The 18,550-nt window shown below is 65.3% G+C and carries 9 protein-coding genes; all 9 read right to left on the minus strand.

The window, feature by feature from the left end; translation table 11 throughout:
• Positions 1–9: 9 nt before the first annotated feature.
• Positions 10–1,614 carry an ATP-binding protein gene (locus tag FYB76_RS08400; RefSeq protein ID WP_154133341.1) on the minus strand — a complete coding sequence of 535 codons (1,605 nt, stop codon included), beginning with the start codon at positions 1,612–1,614 and terminating at the stop codon, positions 10–12.
• A gap of 308 nt (positions 1,615–1,922) precedes the next feature.
• Positions 1,923–2,462: a hypothetical protein gene (locus FYB76_RS08405; protein ID WP_154133342.1), complete on the minus strand. Its 540-nt coding sequence runs from the start codon at positions 2,460–2,462 to the stop codon at positions 1,923–1,925.
• A 32-nt stretch (positions 2,463–2,494) separates the two neighbouring features.
• Entirely contained in the window at positions 2,495–4,198 is a 1,704-nt protein-coding gene (pgi, locus tag FYB76_RS08410; protein ID WP_154133343.1) for a glucose-6-phosphate isomerase, read from the minus strand.
• A 203-nt stretch (positions 4,199–4,401) separates the two neighbouring features.
• Entirely contained in the window at positions 4,402–7,350 is a 2,949-nt protein-coding gene (gene treY / locus FYB76_RS08415; protein WP_154133344.1) for a malto-oligosyltrehalose synthase, read from the minus strand.
• The gene (malQ, locus tag FYB76_RS08420; protein WP_154133345.1) at positions 7,350–9,623 is read right to left on the minus strand and encodes a 4-alpha-glucanotransferase; all 2,274 of its coding nucleotides are present in this window, start codon (positions 9,621–9,623) and stop codon (positions 7,350–7,352) included. The genes treY and malQ overlap by 1 nt, the downstream gene beginning before the upstream one ends.
• Positions 9,620–11,521 (minus strand): malto-oligosyltrehalose trehalohydrolase, encoded by a 1,902-nt coding sequence (gene treZ / locus FYB76_RS08425; RefSeq protein WP_088754389.1) that lies wholly within the window; start codon positions 11,519–11,521, stop codon positions 9,620–9,622. The genes malQ and treZ overlap by 4 nt, the downstream gene beginning before the upstream one ends.
• Positions 11,518–13,785: a glycogen debranching protein GlgX gene (gene glgX / locus FYB76_RS08430; protein WP_154133346.1), complete on the minus strand. Its 2,268-nt coding sequence runs from the start codon at positions 13,783–13,785 to the stop codon at positions 11,518–11,520. Before glgX ends, treZ begins: the two co-directional genes overlap by 4 nt.
• Positions 13,786–13,787: 2 nt before the next feature.
• On the minus strand, positions 13,788–16,217 hold the full coding sequence (gene glgB / locus FYB76_RS08435; RefSeq protein WP_154133347.1) for a 1,4-alpha-glucan branching protein GlgB: 2,430 nt from the start codon (positions 16,215–16,217) through the stop codon (positions 13,788–13,790).
• 189 nt (positions 16,218–16,406) lie between these two features.
• Positions 16,407–18,008: a glycogen synthase GlgA gene (gene glgA, locus FYB76_RS08440; protein ID WP_154133348.1), complete on the minus strand. Its 1,602-nt coding sequence runs from the start codon at positions 18,006–18,008 to the stop codon at positions 16,407–16,409.
• Positions 18,009–18,550: the final 542 nt, after the last annotated feature.

The raw sequence follows: 18,550 nt of genomic DNA on the forward strand, positions 1-18,550 counted from the left end.
CATGCCGTTTCAGGACACCGGCGGGCGGGCCGGCAAGGCGACATAGAAACAGCTGCCCTGCCCTTCCACCGATTCCACCCAGATGCGCCCGCCATGCCGCTCCACCACCCGCTTGACCAGGGCCAGGCCGATGCCTTCGCCCTTGGCGACGTTGCCATGCAGGCGCTGAAAAGCGATGAACATCTTGTCCATGTAGGCCGCCGGGATGCCCAAGCCGTTGTCGCGCACGAAGTAGGTCACCAGGCTGGGCGCGGCAACCACACTGTCTGCCTGGGGTACGTGGCCGATGGTGATATGCCCGGGCCGGGACGGATCCAGGTAATTGACGGCATTGCCCACCAGGTTGCCGAGCACCTGCTCGACAGAGGTCGGATCGCCATAGGCCGGGGGCAGGATGTCCTCGATCTCGACCCGGGCCGACTTGGCCCGGATGCTGCCGCTCATGGCCGCGACAATACGGGTGGCGATGGCATGCATGTCCAGCATGACCGGCTGGTATTCAACACGGCCGGCACGGGACAGTCGCAACATGGCGTCAATAATGCCGGCCGAACGGGTGACCGCATTCTGGATGAAGCGCAGCGATGTATGGATGTCGTCTTCGACAAGCGTGCGCAGGCGCTGGCGGTCCGGCTCGGGCAATGCGAGGCGGTCGACTTCGTCCAGCAGGTCGCGGGTGGCGTGGGTGATTTCCTTGCTGAAACCCTGCAGGTTCACCAGCGGTGAGCGCAAGTCATGGGAGACGCTGTAGATGAACATCTCGTTGTCCTGGGTCTGCTGGCGCAGGTCGGTGTTGACGTCGGCCAGTTCGCGCGCCCGCTGCTCGAGTTCCTCGCGGTAGCCGCGGGCCTGCCGGGCGGCTTCGGTGAGACGCTCACTGCTGCGATGAAGGGCATCGTCCAGCAGGCAGATTTCGTCGCTGCCGCCCACGCGTGCGGCCAGCGGCTGGCCTTCGGAGAGGCGGCGGGCATTGCTGATCAGGACGTTCACGCGGGCCGCGATGCTGCGCGTAAAGGCCAGCGAGGCCAGCGCCGCCGTGACGATGGAGCCCAATACCGCCAGGATCAGCAGCCAGGTCTGCGAACGGCGTGCAGCCTGGACGCGCTCGCTGCGCTCGGCACCAAGGCGCCGCTCTTCTTCCACGAAGTTGTCGAGCTGGTTGAGGAATTCGGAAAGACGGTGCTGCCCCTGCTCCTCACGCAACTCGCGGATCAGGTCGTCTCGCTGGCCACGCATCAGGCGCTCGCGGGCACTGTCGTCCCACCTGCGATAGCGCGCGATGGATTCATGCACCTCGCGCACGATGCGGCCCTGGCCCGCATTGTCGCTCACCAGGCGCGCCAGTTCACCGGCCTTGACCTCGATGTCGGCCCACATGTCGCTGCGGCTCAGGGTATCGGGCTGATCCAGCAGGACGGCATTGCGGATACGCGCAGCTTCCAGCAGCATGGGTTCGCGCAACGCGGCGGCCTGGTTCATCACTTGCAGGGAATGTGAGGCCCAGCGCTCGGCGTCCTCGGCATCGGCCTGCGAGTTGAACAGTGCGCCCAGCAGCAGTATCTCAAACAGGCTTGGTATGGCAACGATCAGCAAGCCCTTGGTCAGCAATCTCATGTGCGTTCGCCCGCTTCATGATCATTCTTACGGTGCATCGCCATCGATCAAGCCGGGTCCTGGCTTGACCTGCAGTGCGCCCCCACGACATTTCCTTGTTGTTCTGCCCTGCGCACATCCTTGCTTGCGGACCGCTGCGATGATGTCGCGCAATCCGGCCGGGTGCGTTTCCGGTAATCAATTGTTACGCACGATTATAAACTCACAATATGCACGCGCGCGCAGCCCGTGGCAAGCGCCCATGAAAAAGCCCGGCAACAAGGGGCCGGGCTTGCGCTACGACGCTACAACGCACTGCGCACGCTCGCTTACGCGCGTTCGTGCACCGCCCGGGGGATCGACAGCGGATCAAAATCGACCCAATCGCCTTCCCGGATGCTGCCCTCGGCGCGCTCCAGGTCGCTGGCCTGCAGGCCGCGAAGGAGTCGAATCACGTCGCTTCCCTGCTGCTCATCGGCTACGGCAACGGCCACCATCATGCCCGCCACACGGCGCGGCAGGGGCGCGTCATCGGTGGCGGCCAGGCTGCCAACCAGGCCACCCAGATGGCCGCCTACCAATCCACCGAGGGCCGCGCCCAGCGGGCCGGTCACCGGGGCCGTGGCCAGTCCCGCAGCGGCACCTGCGCCGGCACCGGCGGCTACGCCGGCGGCGGCACCCCGGTCGGTTTCTTCGGCGCCCGGTGATTTGTCGCGGTCGCCACCGACGGCAAAGCGGTCATGCTGGCCTGCCGGATTGACGAAAAAACTGCTGATGCGCCCGCGCTCAAAGCCGGCTTCTTCCAGCACCGAGACCGCATGGGCGGCTTCTTCCTGCAGATCGAAACGGGCGGCGATGATGGTGCTCATGGCTTCTCCTGCACAAGGGCGGGCAGCGTGGTTTATCGGGTCGTCTCAGTCGCCGCACCTGCACTGGCAGCGTTGCGATAGCGGCGAATCAGGGCGTTGGTGGAACTGTCGTGATGCAGCGGTTCGGCGGGATCGAGCAACTGGCGGGCAGTACGCTTGGCCAATTGTTTGCCCAGCTCCACGCCCCACTGGTCGAAGGAATCGATGTTCCAGATCACGCCCTGGGTGAAGACGCTGTGCTCATACAAGGCCACCAGCGATCCCAGGCTAAAGGGGGTGAGCTTCTCGACCAGCATGCTGTTGCTGGGGCGGTTGCCAGGGAAGACACGATGCGGGGCCAGCGCTTCCGAAGTACCTTCTTCGCGCACCCGCTGCGCATTCTTGCCGAAGGCCAGGGCCTCTGCCTGGGCGAACATGTTGGCCATCAACAGTGCATGATGCTGGCCGAGCGATTCGACCGGCTGGCAGAAGCCGATGAAATCGCAGGGAATCATCTGCGTACCCTGGTGCAGCAACTGGTAGAAGGAATGCTGGCCGTTGATGCCATTGTCGCCCCAGTAGACCGGCGAGGTCTGGTAATCCACCGCATCGCCTTGCAGGGTCACCTGCTTGCCATTGCTTTCCATGGTCAGTTGCTGGAGGTAGGCCGGCAGGCGCTTCAGGTACTGGCTGTAGGGCAGCACGGCCTGGCTGCTGGCGCCGAAGAAGTTGGTGTACCACACCGTGAGCATGCCGAGGATGGCCGGCAGGTTCTCCTCCAGCGGCGCCGTGCGGAAGTGTTCATCCATGGCATGGAAGCCCGCCAGCATCTCGCGGAAGTGCACTGGGCCGATGGCGATCATGGTGGACAGGCCAATGGCGCTGGTCATCGAATACCGTCCGCCGACCCAATCCCAGAAGCCGAACATGTTTTGCGGATCGATGCCGAAGCGGCTGGCCTCCTCGATATTGGTCGTCACGCCCACGAAATGACGGGCCACCGCAGCTTCCTCACCCAATTGCCGTACCAGCCACTGCCGCGCTGCCTGCGCATTGGTGGTGGTTTCGAGCGTGGTGAAGGTTTTAGAGCAGACGATGAAGAGCGTTTCCTCAGCGGGCAAGTCACGCACGGTTTCCAGCATGGCCGCCCCATCCACATCCGAGAGGAAGTGAAGGCTCAGGTCAGGCTGGCCATATTGGCGCAGCGCCTCATACGCCATCATCGGCCCGAGGTCGGAACCCCCGATGCCGATATTGACCACATGGCGGATACGGCGGCCGGTATGGCCGGTCCATTCACCGTTGCGCACCTGGTCGGCGAAGGCCTCCATGCGCGTGAGGACCTGCTGCACCTGGGCGATCACGTCCTCGCCCTCGACCACCAGGCGTTGGCTGGCGGGCATGCGCAGGGCCGTGTGCAGGACAGAGCGCTGCTCGGTCGCATTGATGCGGTCGCCCCGGAACATGGCCTCGATGCGATCCTGCAGGCCGCACTGGCGCGCCAGGTTCATGAGCAGGGTCATGGTCTCGGTGGTGACCAGGTTCTTGGAATAATCGAGATAGATACCCGCGGCTTCGGCCACCAGGTTTTCGCCACGCTTGTCGTCGGCGGCGAAGAGGCGCTCCAGCCGATAGTGGCGGGCATCGTATTGATGATGTTCCTGCAGGGCGATCCAGGCGCTCTTCTCGGTCAGCGACTCGCGCTGGCCATAGGTGAACAGCGGCAGCTGCAGATCGGCGGCGGGCAACTTGGTCATGCGCAAACTCCTTGTACGACATGGCAGATCCGGATGGAATGCCGGTATCGCCACATGGTAGTGGTGCGCGTCAATGACGTGACATCGGACGGCGGCACTTTCCCATGTAGGAAAAGCGGAAACCGCAAATGATTCACGCGATCAGCTGACCGAAACCGGAGCGTCCCGAGCCCGCATCGCCCCGGGACGCTTGCATCGTCAGATCAACTGAGGCGCAGCGTCAGCAATTCCACCGGCAGACTGCCCAGGATCTCGCCCACCGCGATGCTGCCCCCACGCGCTCCATCGGCCATGGCGCACTCTTCCAGCCCGCCCTGCCCGCTGGTGAGTACGCTGCGCCACTGGCGCAGCTCACTGCCCGCGTGCGATAACACCTGCGGAAGCGTGATGCGGGTATCGCCCCAGGCCTCTGCCGAGACCAGCGGCAAGGCTTCCTCACGGCGCCCTTCAAAGGACAGCAGGTGTCCGGCCAGGCGCGTGCAGATCACCACGGTAGCCTCGATATCGCCCGCCTCACCCTCCTTGCCCGGCAGCAGCCGCGCAAAGGCGATCACGTGACGCGCCAGCTTGCCATGCGTGGCCAACGGCAGGTACTGGCCCTGCGCGAACAAATCCGCATGTTCGCGCCGATACTGCAGCACTGCATGAATCAATTGCTGCTTGGCACTGCCACCCTGCCAGTCACGCAGGGATACCGGACGGCTGACGGCATCGGCCAGGCGCCGTTCACGCAGCGCGAAGTCGACGGGACGGCGATTGTCCGGATCCACCATGCTCAGGTCCCACAATTCGCTGCCCTGGTAGAAATCGGGCACGCCTGGCGAACTCATCTTGAGCATCGTCTGGGACAGGCTGTTGACTGCGCCCAGCGGCGCCAGCCGCCGCACGAAATCCTCCAGTTCGGTGAGGAAAGGATGATGACGCGGATCCAGTCCCGGATCGCACAGCAGCGCCCGCGTGAAACGCTCGCAGGCCGCTTCGTATTCCGTCTGCGGCACCACCCAGTCACTGCGGCGCTTGGCTTCCCGCAGGGCCTTGCGCTGCCAGGCAATGACACGCTCGGCCAGCTCGGCCAGCCCGCTGAGGTCATCGTCCCCGGCGCGCATGCCGTCCGGCCAGGCACCCACGAGGGTCTGGTACAGCATGCATTCATCCACGGCGTCGATGCCGCCCTGCTCGCCGGCAGTCGCCGCAACAATGGGCGCATTCAGTTGATGCCAGTGACGCAGGACCGTAGACCACTCCTCGGCAATCTCGGACAGGGCCGCCAGGCGCATGCGCGCATCTTCGCCACGCTTGTGGTCATGCGTGCCGGTGGCCAGGAGGCTGCCGGGAGTCTGTGCGGCGCGCCGTGCAGCCAGTTGATGGAAGTGCGCCACCGGCAAGGCCAGGTGTGCCGGCTCCGCCCCGACCTCATTGCGCGAGAGCAGCCGGCCGTAACGGTAGAAGGCCGTGTCTTCCATCGACTTGGCCGTCAGCGGCGGCGTCAGCTGCTGGAAACGGGCGATGGCGCGCAGCTGCAAGGCGCGACGATGCGGGTCACGGCCATCCTGCAGCAGGTCGCCGCCCAGCCATCCCTCCACCACGTGCAGCGTGGCATGGTCAGCCGCATGCAGGCTGGCGCTGGCCTTCTGCACGGTTTGCGCCAGCAGTTCGCGCTCCTGTGCGGGCATGCCCTGCGCATTCGCATACGTACGATAGACCGGGAAATGCACCAGCAACTCGGCCACCGCGCGGCGAATGGACATGAGCGTCAGGTCGCGCGTCTGGGAAGCGCTGCGTGCGAGCTGGTGCAGGCACAGCGTGAGCGCATTGAATTCTGCCGCAAAGTTGCGGACCAGGAAGCTGCGCCGCGCTTCCTGCACGATGGTCGGAAAATGGCACAGCTCGCCCGGGCCGTGGCTTTGCAGTTGATCGGCGGTGGCGGGCAGTTCGCCGACGATGTCGCGCCAGAGTTCGTCCAATACCGGCTCGCCTTCGCCATCGTGCAGCACCGCCGCGCACTGGTCCATGAATTCATAGCCGGTAGTGCCGTCGAGCTGCCAGCCAGGCGGCAAGGCCTCGTCACCGGCAAGGATCTTCTCGGCGATCACATAAGGTTCATGATCCGGCCGCAGGCTCCGCAAACGCTCGCGCAGGCGCAGGCAATACGTGGCGGGATCGGTGAGGCCATCGATGTGGTCCAGGCGCAGCCCATCGATGATGCCTTCGGCGTAGAGGCGGAAGATCTCGGCATGCATGGCCTCGAAGACATCGTCGCGTTCTACGCGCATGCCCACCAGTTCGCTGACCTCGAAGAAGCGACGCCAGTTGATCTCGTCAGCGGCATTGCGCCAGTAGGCCAGGCGGTAGTGCTGGCGCTCCAGCAGCTGATGCATGGCGCTGCGGCCGTGCGGCTGGCTGGCCGAAAATGCGGCCAGCGCGGCATCGATGTCGGCCAGCGCATCGGGGTCGGCTGCGAGATGGCGTAGTTGCGCCCGGGCTGCCGCGCTGCGGACATCCTTGTCCGGTTGGGCGGGATCGAGCGCGGCGAAAGCCGCGATCACATCAGCCAGCCGGGCACTGCCGGCCGTCTCCAGCACGGCTGCGTAATCGGTCGGGGCGAGCGGGAAAAAATTGTCGTGATGCGCGATCAGCAGCTCGCCTTGTTCGGTGTCAAAGCGCAAGACCAGTTCACCGGCTTCCAGCGCTTCGGCATAGGGCTGCCCCAGGAAAGGCAGCAGGACCTTGCCGCTCAGTGCGGGGTCGGGGCTGTCCCAATGGATGTCGAACCATTCGGCGTGGCGGCTGGTGCGCCCCCAGCGCAGGACGTCCTGCAACCAGGCATTGTGATGGCCCACGGCCATATGGTTGGGAACGATGTCGACCACCAGGCCCATGCCCTGCGCACGCAGCCGCTGGTGCAGCTGCCGCAGGCCGGCTTCGCCGCCCAGTTCCGGATTGATGCGGGTGGCATCGACCACGTCATAGCCGTGGGTGGAACCGGGGCGCGCCACCAGGATGGGCGAGAGATAAAAGTGGCTGATGCCGAGGCGGTGGTAGTACTCCACCGTCGCAGCCGCCTGTTCGAAGCGAAAATCGCGGTGCAATTGCAGCCGGGCGGTGGCGCGCGGGACGCCGGAGCGCGACGGCGTTACGGGATGGTCTGGCATCAAATCTCCTTGGCGTTGCCGCCGCGCGCACGGCGCAGCCGCTCCAGCCTGGCCTTGGCGGCATAGGCGGCGAAGAGCTGCGACGTGTCTGCGGGCAGGCGGCGACGCCAGTTGGGGTGTGGCTCGGTCATGCCGGGCAGGTTGGGTTGCTGGGCCAGGCCCAGGATGTCTTCTACCGGCACCACGGCCAGCGGTGCCGGGGTAGCGGCCACATAGTCGAGCGCGGCATCCACGGCAATGCCGCAATCCTCCAGCGACACCGGCAGCGCCGCATCGTCATCGGCCTCGACCGCAGCAGGGGCCACTTCAGGCAGCGGGCCGCTGGCCCAGCCCTGCTGCACCAGCGCCTGCCAGAGCTGGCTGCGCTCCTGGCGGCGCTGCTCCTGTGCCGCAGCCAAACCTTGGTCGAGCTGACCCAGGCGCGCCCGCCAGGCCAGGTCAGCGCCCGACCACCAGCCCGCTACCGTGGGCAGGTCATGCGTGGTGGTCACGGCAATGGCCTGGCGCGACCAGTCTGCGGGCGGCAGGAAACCCTTTTTGTCGCGCTGGAACCAGAGCACGCGAATGCCGGACACACCAGCCTCGTCCAGCACCGTTTCGAAACCGGGGGGCACCGTTCCCAGGTCTTCGCCGATGACCACCGTGCGATGGCGCCAGGACTCCAGCGCGATCAGGCGCAGCATGTCCTGCTGCGGATAGGCGACGTAAGCGCCAGCATCGGCCTCGCGCCCCTGTGGTACCAGCCACAAGCGGTTCAGGCCCAGGACGTGGTCGATGCGGACACCGCCGCCTTGGGCGAAGGTGGCACGCAGCATGGCGAGGTAGCCGCGATAGCCGGTGCGGCGCAAAGCCAGCGGCGAAAACGCCCCCAGGCCCCAGTTCTGGCCTTGCGGGGCCAGGCGGTCAGGCGGTGCGCCTACGGTCAGGCCGGCGGCGATTTCGTCCTGGTGACTCCAGGCCTGGCTGCCGCCGTTGTCCGCGCCCACGGCGAGATCAGCGATCAGGCCGATGGGCATGCCCGCCTGGCGCGCATTCTCCTGGGTCTGGGCCAGCTGGCGCGCAGCCTGCCACTGCAGGAACAAGTGGAACTCGATCTCACCCGCATGCTCGGCCGCGAAGGCCTGCATCTCGGGGGTATCCGGATGACGACCGGCTTCGCCCCACTGGCGCCAGTCACAGCAGCCGGGCACGCCCTGGCTGCTCAGGTGATGGCTGTAGGCTTCGAACAAGGCATGCGCGCGCAGGGCAGCGCCCCCATCCAGCTGGAAGGCCGCGAAGGCCGCCTGCTGCTTCACGTCGTCGGCATGTTCCGTGCGGAACAGCGCATGGAGACGGCGCAGCAGGGACATCCGATGGGCAGCGGCGCGCGCCCAGTCGATCAGCCCGGCTTGCTGCAGGCGTTCATGGGTGGCAATCATTTCGGCGCCGCCCTCGGCCAGGACCTGGGCTTGCGCGTCGGCGCCGAGGATGCCGGCCGGGTCGATCAGAAAAGGATTGAGGAACAGGCGGCTGGACGGCGAATAAGGGCTGCTGCGGCCCGGGTCGGCGGCAAACATCGCATGCACCGGCGACATGGCCAGTGCGGCGGCCCCGTATTGCGCTGCCATCGGGCCCAGCTCGGCCAAGGCGCCGAAGTGGCCGAGGCCACCGTCGCCGTAGACCTTGCGGGCCTCCTTGAGGCTCTCGCTGCGCAGGCCGTAGACTTGCACCGCCAGTGCCCAGCCACGCTCCCGCCCCTGTTCAGCCAGCGCATCGGCGATGGTGTAGCAGCGCTGCGGCGCAATGGCCAGTGTCAGGATGTGGCCCGCCACCAGCAGGCGGTGATAGCCCGGCACGTCGATGGCCGGCAAGGTCGGCGGCTGGGTGAGGTCGGACGAAATCAGCAGCGTCAGGCGCGCGCCGTTGTCCAGCTCGACACGGCAGGACAGACCATGCAGGCGCGAGTGGGCCGGCAACTGCACCGGCTGGTGCTGCACACCGGTGAGCAGTGGCGGCAGGTACCCCACCGCATGCTCGCGATCAAGCTGGGCCAGGCTGGTGCGGCAGTCTTCGGCACTGTCGCAGGGCAGGCCCAGTGCAGCCAGGATGGCGCGCAGGGCATCGTCCTGCACCACTTGTGGTTGGTCATAGGCATCGATCCAGTGGACGGCGATGCCGGCTCGTTCTGCCAAACGATATAAATCGTTTTCAGCCGGAGTTACGTTCATCGGGGCAGGCGCGGCCGGGCTGGACGGTGCCATTTCCCCGAAACGCTGGCGCAGGGCGGCGTTCATGCGGCGCTCCCGGTTTCAGTGAGCGCCGTCGGCGGCTCCCGCAGGGCCAGGATGGCATGCCCGGGGAAGCGCCCGCCTGCCAGGGCGTCAAGCGCACCGCCGCTGTCGAAGAGCACGTCGGCTCCGGCTGGCTGGGCCAGGTCTTCCAGCGCTTCCTGCAACGGCGCCTCATCGAGATTGACAGTGATGTTGAGTACGCTGCCATTGCCCAGCTGCCAGCGTGCATGCACGGCCTTGGGACCGATGGCACGCGCACCCAGTGCCTTGGCACCGCGCAGGTAAGGCGCAATATGCAGCTTGCGGATGTGCAGCAGCTCGGCAGCGCGCCGCAGGCAGGCCGCCGATCCCGGGGCCGGTCCGGGCTCGGGAATCGAGGAGACGAAGGTGGCAAAGCTGTTGGGGTCGGGAATCTGTTCCAGCAGCTTTGGATCGGCGAATTGCGGGAAACGCGCAAACTCGCGGCGGCGCCCTTCCCGCACGGCCTTCACCAGTTCTTCATCGCGATGGCTGGTGAAATACAGGAAAGGCTGCACCGCGCAGAATTCTTCCCCCATGAACAGCATCGGCACCTGCGGCGCCAGCAGGATCAAGGCCTGCGCGGCATGCAGGGCCATCGGATGCGCCAGCACCGTCAGCCGCTCGCCAAAGGCGCGGTTGCCGATCTGGTCGTGGTTCTGCAGGAAGTTGACGAAGGCGGTGGGCGGCAGGTCCGCGCTGGGCTCGCCGCGCGGCTCGCCGGAATACGGCGACACCTCGCCCTGGTACACGAAGCCCTGTTGCAGGCACCGCGCCAGCTTCTCGGCCGGCGCCTCCGCGTAGGCGCTGTAATAGCCGCTCTCCTCGCCGGTGAGCAGCACATGCAGGACGTGGTGGGCATCGTCGTTCCACTGCGCATCGTAGACATGGCTGGAACGCTCCCGTACCTGGCCGATCCCTGCCACCTCGGCTTCCGCTTCAACGGCAGCGGTGTAGCCCAGCAGATGCGCGGCGTTGCCGTCATGCTCCAGCACCAGGTGAATGTGACGTTCGCTGCCGATCTCGGCGCGGATGCGCTGGCCGAGCGCCACCAGCCAGTCGGGCTCGCAGATGGCGTGCACGGCATCCAGGCGCAGGCCATCGAAACGAAATTCCTGCAACCAGTACAGCGCGTTCTGGGTAAAGAAATCCGCGACTTCCGGTCGACGGAAATCGATGGTGGCGCCCCACAGCGTGTTCATGTCATGGCGGAAGAAGTCCGGCGCATAGCTGTGCAGGTAGTTGCCGTCGGGGCCGAAATGGTTGTAGACCACATCGAGGAAGACCATCATCCCCAGCCCGTGGGCGGTATCGATGAGGGCCTTCAACTGGTCCGGGGTCCCGTAGCTGGCATCGGGGGCGAACGGCAGCACGCCGTCGTAGCCCCAGTTGTGGGCCCCCGGGAATTCCGCCACCGGCATCAGCTCGATGGCCGTGATGCCCAGCTCGGCCAGTTCGGCCAGGCGTTGCTGGATGCCGGCGAACCCGCCCAGCGCGCCCGGATGCAATTCATAGAGCACGGTCTCTTCCCACGGGCGACCCTGCCAGTTGGGGTGCTGCCAGAGGTAGGACTGCGGGTCGATCACCACACTGGGATCGAAGACATCCCCGGCCTGCCCGCGCGAGGCCGGGTCCGGTGCGATGACCTCACCCTGCTCGCGGGTCTGGAACACGTAGCGGTACAGTGCGCCCGGGTCGCACTCGGCCTCCACGACGTACCAGGCCGGAGCAGCCGGATCCTCGGCCGCCATCGGCAGGCGGCCGCGACCGACGATGTCCACGGACACCGCATCGGCGCCCGGCGCCCACACGCGGAAACGCACCTGGCCGGGCGCCGTGACCTGGGCGCCAAAGGGGAGCTTGACGGAAAAGCGGGCACTCATGCGCGTTCTCCCCATTCATTGCGTTTGATCCACTCATTGGCCGCCAGCGGATAGATGGCCGAGGACAGGTGCAAGGGCCGGTTGGCAAATACCTGCAAGGTATGGGCCTGGACCTGGATGCTGGCGCTGCCGTCTACCGTGACCTGCCCACCCTCGCCTTCCGGCATGCCGGTGGGCTGGGCGCAGTCGAGCAGCAGGAAGTACTCGCCCTCGGTACGCGGGAAGCTGAATTCGATCGGCTCGTGACCAGCATTGACGAAGATCATCAACACATCGGGCGGCACTTCCTGGGGGTCGCCTGCCCCATCGGCGCCGGTACCGGCGGCGTCATGCAGGCGCGAACTGAGTTGCTTGTGCGGCTCCATGCGCTTGCCGGCCAGTTGCAGGGTGATGGCGCGCGCCACCGGATTGTTCCAGTCCTCGCTGGTGACGGGCTGTGCCGATTCGTCGAACCAGGCCACGTCCGGCAAGCCATCGGCCACCATCTGGTTGCCATGCAGGAAGTAGCTCGCGCGCAGGACGTCGAAATCACGCCGGATCGCGGTCACACGGCCCACGAACGCGGTCAGCGCGGCGCCCTCGGGCGAGCGGGCCTGTTCCCAGTTGATCCAGGAAATCTCGTTGTCCTGGCAATAGGCGTTGTTGTTGCCGCCCTGGCTGCGATTGAATTCGTCACCGGCCAGGAGCATCGGCGTACCCTGCGCCAGCAACGTGGAGGCCAGCATCGAGCGCTGCACACAGGCGCGGGTGGCCTGGATGCCAGGATCATCGGTCTCGCCTTCAGCGCCCCAGTTGTAGCTGGCGTTGTCGTTGTGGCCGTCGTTGTTGTTCTCGCCGTTGGCCTCATTGTGCTTGCCGTTGTAGCTGACCAGGTCGCGCAGGGTGAAGCCATCATGCGAAGCGATGAAGTTGACCGTCGCCCAGGGCTTGCGGCGATTGTGTTCGAACAGTTCGGCCGAGCCCAGCATGCGTTGGGCGAAGCCGCCGCGCATGGCTTCGTCGCCCTTCCAGAACTTGCGCAGGTCGTCGCGGAATTTGTCGTTCCACTCGCCGAAACGCGCCGGGTGATTGCCCAGCTGGTAGCCACCGGGGCCGATGTCCCAAGGTTCTGAAATCAGCTTGAGCTTGGACAGCACCGGATCCTGCAGCAGCGCATCGAAGAAGCCCGAGCCCGGATCGAAGCCGTGCGGCTCACGCCCCAGGGTGGAACCGAGGTCGAAGCGGAAACCGTCGATATGGAAGGACTGCGCCCAGTAGCGCAGCGAATCCATGACCATCTGCAAGACACGCGGATGCGACAGGTTCAGGGTATTGCCGCAGCCGGTATCGTTGATGTGATAGCGCTCCTGCCCCGGCAGCAGCCGGAAGTAGCTGGCATTGTCGAGGCCACGGAAAGACAGCGTGGGCCCGAGTTCGCTGCCGCAGCTGGTGTGGTTGTAGACCACGTCGAGAATCACCTCGATACCGGCGCTGTGCAGGCGGCGTACCGCCATGCGCAGTTCGTTGGGGTCGCCCATGGACATGTAGGACGGCTCCGGGGCGAAATACGACAGCGTGCTGTAGCCCCAGTAGTTGGACAGGCCGCGTTCGATCAGGAAGCTGTCCTGCAGGAAGGCATGCACCGGCATCAGCTCCAGGGTGGTCACGCCCAGGCGCAGCAGGTGGTCGATGAAGGCCGGATCGGACAAGGCCGCAAAGGTGCCGCGCTCATGCGGCAGCAGGTCTTCGCGCATCTTGGAGATGCCCTTGACGTGGGCTTCGTAAATCACGGTCTTGTTCCATGGCACCTGCGGCAGGCGATCATGTTCCCACACGAAGGCATCATCGGTGACCATGGCCTTGGGCATGGCGGCGGCGCTGTCGCGGCGATCAAAGGACAGGTCGGCACGCGCCGAGTGCAGGCGGTAGCCGTAGAGCGCATCGGTCCAGCGCACCTGGCCGACCAGGCGCTTGGCGTACGGATCCAGCAGCAGCTTGTTGGGATTGAAACGATGGCCCTTGGTGGGCTCGTAAGGGCCGTGGGCGCGGAAGCCGTAGACCAGGCCAGGAGCGGCGCCGGGCAGGTAGCCGTGCCACACTTCATCGGTGCATTCCGGCAGGGTAATGCGCTTGAGTTCGCGCTTGCCGGAGGGGTCGAACAGGCAGAGATCCATGCGGGTGGCATTGGCCGAAAACACCGCAAAATTGACTCCCAGGCCATCGGAGGTGGCGCCCAGGGGGTAAGGCAAGCCTGGCATCAGGCGATCAGGAAAGGCGACGCTCATTATCAGGACTCTCTACGCAGGATCAGGGTGGATAGCGGGGGCAGGTTCAGTTCGATGGAAGTCGGGTGGCCATGCCAGCCGAATTCCTGCACTTGTACCTGGCCCAGGTTGCCGCTGTTGCTGCCGCCATAGACGGCGGCATCGGTATTGAGCACTTCGCGCCAGACGCCGTGATGGCCGGGCGCGATCGGGGGCACGCCGATGCGGTAATGGGTGCGCGGTACCGGGGTCAGGTTGACCACGATGAGCACCGGCGGACCTTCATCGGCATAGCGGAAATACGCCAGCACGCTGTTGACGCTGTCATCGCCCACGGCCCAGGAGAAACCATCGGCACGGCAGTCGCGCTGGTGCAAGGCCGGTTCGCTGCGATACAGGTGGTTCAGGTCGCTGACCAGCTGGCGCAATTGACGGTGGCCGGCCGGATGGCCGCCGTGTTCATCGAGCAGGTGCCAGTACGGCGACTTGTCGTGATCGAATTCGTCAGGCTGGCCGAACTCGCTGCCCATGAACAGCAACTTCTTGCCGGGATGCGTCCACATGAAACCGTAATACGTACGCACGTTGGCAAAGCGGCGCCATTCGTCGCCGGGCATCTTGTTCAACAGCGCGCGCTTGCCGTGGACCACCTCATCGTGCGATATCGGCAAGATGAAGTTTTCCGAGAATCCATATAGCAAACCGAATGTCATGTCGTGATGGTGATAACGACGGAACAGCGGGTCATGCTGCATGTAGCGCAATGTGTCGTTCATCCAGCCCATGTTCCACTTGTAGCTGAAGCCCAGGCCGTGATGGTCCGCTTCATTCTTGACTGCCGAGGTCACGCCGGGCCAGGAGGTCGATTCCTCGGCGATCATCAGCACGCCCGGGCAGCGCTGGGCCACCACCGTATTGAGTTCGCGCAGGAAGGCGACGGCCTCCAGGTTCTCGCGTCCGCCATGGATGTTGGGCACCCACTCGCCCGACTTGCGGCTGTAGTCGCGGTAGAGCATCGACGCCACCGCGTCGACCCGCAGGCCGTCGATGTGGAAGTGCTCGATCCATTCCAGCGCGCTGGCAATCAGGAAACCGCGCACCTCATTGCGGCCGAGATTGAAGATCAGCGTATTCCAGTCCTGGTGGAAGCCTTCGCGCGGGTCGGCGTGTTCGTACAGGGCCGTGCCGTCGAACTGGGCAAGGCCGTGCTGGTCGCTGGGGAAATGCGCGGGCACCCAGTCCAGCAGGACGCCGATGCCGGCCTGGTGGCAGCGGTCGACGAAGGCAGCAAAGCGCTCCGGTTTGCCGAAGCGGGCACTGGGCGCAAACATGCTGATGGGCTGGTAGCCCCAGGAGCCACCGAAGGGATGTTCCATCACCGGCATCAGTTCGATGTGGGTGAAACCCATGCCCACCACGTAGGGAATGAGCTGGTCGGCCAGTTCGTCCCAGCTCAGGTTGCGGTGCGCCTGTTCCGGGATGCGGCGCCAGGAGGCAGGATGCAGTTCATAGATGGACATCGGCGCCGACAGCGACTGGCGCTGCGCGCGCTCGGCCATCCACTGCTGGTCTTGCCACAGGTAAGGACGGGGGTCGGCTACCACCGAGGCAGTCGCCGGCGGCGGCTCGGTGGCGCGCGCGACAGGGTCAGCCTTGAGGGGCAGCAGCACGCCGTCGCGTCCGAGGATTTCGTATTTGTAGACATCGCCGGGACCGATGCGCGGAATGAACAGCTCCCATACACCGGATTCATGGCGCAGCCGCATGACGTGGCGACGGCCGTCCCACTGGTTGAAGTCGCCCACCACGGAAACGCGCTCGGCATTCGGTGCCCACACGGCGAACCGCGTTCCGGGTACGCCGTCGATCTCCATGGGAAGTGCGCCCAGGCAGTCGGCCAGCTGGCGATGGCGGCCTTCCCGCAGCAGGTGCAGGTCGAGCTCACCGAGCAGGAGACCGAAGGCATAAGGGTCTTCAGTGCTTTGTACGCTGCGGCTGCCGTCCGGGATCAGCCAGTCGACCTCAAGCACATACGGCACTTGATGGCGGCGCTGATCCAGGCCGGTCGCCACGCCGCTGAAGAAGCCGCTGGGCTGGCCATGCAGCTGGAACTGCTGCAATTCGCCCAGCAGCGCACCGCTGTGGCGGCAGCGCACACGCACTGCCGCCGCGCCGGGATGGAAGGCGCGGATGGCGGACACGCCGCTGGACTGGCTGGCATAGCGCGGGCCCAGCAGGGAGAAGGGCTGCGTCAGGCGGCCAGCCAGCAAGGCTTCGAGCAGGCCCTGCTCTTCAAAGGAAAGGGACAAGGCAGTTTGTTCCGGGAAATCGGTGGGATGAGAAAGGGAGGACGGTTGCGCCGAAGCGGAACCGGGGGGTGCCGAGCTGGCGTCGGAAGCCTCTTCCATGGACTCCGTGGAAGCCCTGTACGCCGTGACAGACATGCCGGACATGCACACTCCTGTTGTTGTTATCGGGTTGATCGAAATTGCGCAAACAAGCGCAAGACAGCGGAATCAAAAACCGGCGCGTTGGAGCGGCGCGCCGGCAAACACCTCCCCTGCCCGGTCCACGGGGACCGGGTGAGGATCAGATCGGGATGTCGCCAAGGCCCGCAGATCAGCGGGCCCAGCAAGCGTCGTTCAGGCGGCGGCCACCGACACCGGTACGCCCACCACTCCCGCCAGTGCAGCGGCAATGGCGGCGGCCGGGCTGACCGCGCGTTCATGCTGTGCATGGACCTGTGCGGCGGGCCGTTCGACGGCCAGCGGACGCGCAGCGAACAGCGGACGCACTGCCATGTCGGCCACGTGGGCATAGGCCTCGATGTAGGCACGGGTCGGGCCGGCCCAGTCGCAGTCGATGCTCATGGCATTGCGCTGCACGCTCTGCCAGCGCTCGGTGTCGCTGTAGAGGACGAACGCGCGGGCCACGGCGTGCTGCATGTCGGCGGCGGTCTCGCCCTCGAAGAGCACACCGGTGGCGTGTTTCGGGTCAAGATCGGCATCGCACACGGTGTCGACCAGGCCACCCACGCGCGAGCCGATGGGGACGGCGCCGTAGCGCATCGCGTAGAGCGGCGTGAGACCGAAGGGTTCGAAACGGGTCGGGTGCAGCAGCATGTCGCTGCCGGCGTGCAGGGCATGGGCACGACGCTCGTCGTAACCGATATGCACCGCGATGCGGCCGCGATAGCGCTCGGCCAGGCCGAGGAAAGCGGCTTCGTAATCATGGTCACCGCAACCCAGGATCACCACTTGCAGGCGCGGATGGCGCTCCATGATGCCAGGCAGCGCTTCAATGACGACGTCGGCCATCTTCTGGTGCGACATGCGCGAGCCCAGGCCCATGACGGGTGCAAACGGATCGATCGGCAAACCGAAGAGCTTTTGCAAATCGCGCTTGCAGGAAGCCTTGCCCTTCATGTTGCCGACGCTGAAGTTGCGGGCGATCAGCGGATCATCGGCCGGGTTCCAGAGTTCGGCATCGATGGCGTTGGGGATGGCGCGCAGGTCCAGCTTGCGGAAGGAGAGAATGCCATCCATGCCGCAACCGAAGCGCGGCGTCATGATCTCTTGCGCATAGTTCTTGCTGACGGTGGAGACGCAATCGGAGAAGCGGATACCGGCCTTGAGGAAGGACAGCTTGCCCCAGTACTCCACGCCGTCGCCAGTCAGCAGATGCTCGGGAATCCCGATCTGCTCGGCAGACTCCAAAGCAAAATTGCCCTGGAAGGCCAGGTTGTGAATGGTCAGCATGGTACCTACATGATCCAGTCCGCGCAGCTTGAGCAGGCAGGGAATCAGGCCGGCATGCCAGTCGTTGGCATGTACCACATGCGGCACCGGCAGGCTGGTCTCGCCGGCGCAGATGGCCACGGCCGCGTGCGACAGGTCGGCGAAGCACAGCGCGTTGTCACTGAATTCGACACCATCGGTATCGACATACGGATTGGCACCGCGCTGGCGGAATCGCGCCGTATCCAGCAGCAGCGCCGGGACGTCGGTACCGGGGATTGTGCCGCGCAGGAGCCGGCCGGCGCCACCGGGCAGACCGTGCTTCAAGCCGATCTGTACCGTGTCGCCGAGGTTGCGGACCGCCTCCGGATAGGCGGGCATGAGGATGCTGGCATCAATGCCGACTTTGCGCAGCGAAACGGCTAGCGCGGTGATCACGTCGGCCAGGCCACCGGTCTTGACGAGCGGTACGGCCTCTGAGCTGACTAACAGAACTCGAGCTTGCAAGATGGACCCCTAATGGTTGAAAGCACCTGAGATGGAAAGCACCCTTGGCTCGTCGCATCGCATGGGTTTTCGTCTTTGCCGCAGCTTGATCTGCAGGCCAAGGCGAAAACCTGTCCTTGTTGTTGTGATGGCTGGACAGTCTTTTGAGCGCCGATGATTACGTTATACGGATCGCCAGAGCCGCTCACTATCGGACAGCGGCCTGAGATGGCGTAGGATGAATCCTACTGTTGCAGCGCGGCGAAAAAGTGCCAGCGTGAGCGCAGCAAGGCGCAAAGAAAAGCACGCGGCCGGCGCTCGCGCGCCGGCCTGCGTTGATCGGTCATGGTAGAGCTGGCTACGTTGCGCTGCCAGATGAGCTGGGAAAATGGCTAAATGATTTCCCCGCACAAGCTGCAGACGTCATCACGGGAATGCGCCGCGATTCCGGCTTCAGGCGCAGGCGAAGAGTCCTCAGCGAAGAGTCCTCAGCTTAGTCAGCGGGCCTGGCAGCGGCAAATTGAATCTCGCTATACGTGCGCGAGTTTCATTGTGTGCCTGCA

The sequence above is a fragment of the Herbaspirillum sp. CAH-3 genome, from assembly GCF_009668275.1.
In the GTDB taxonomy this organism is placed as follows: domain Bacteria; phylum Pseudomonadota; class Gammaproteobacteria; order Burkholderiales; family Burkholderiaceae_D; genus Herbaspirillum; species Herbaspirillum aquaticum.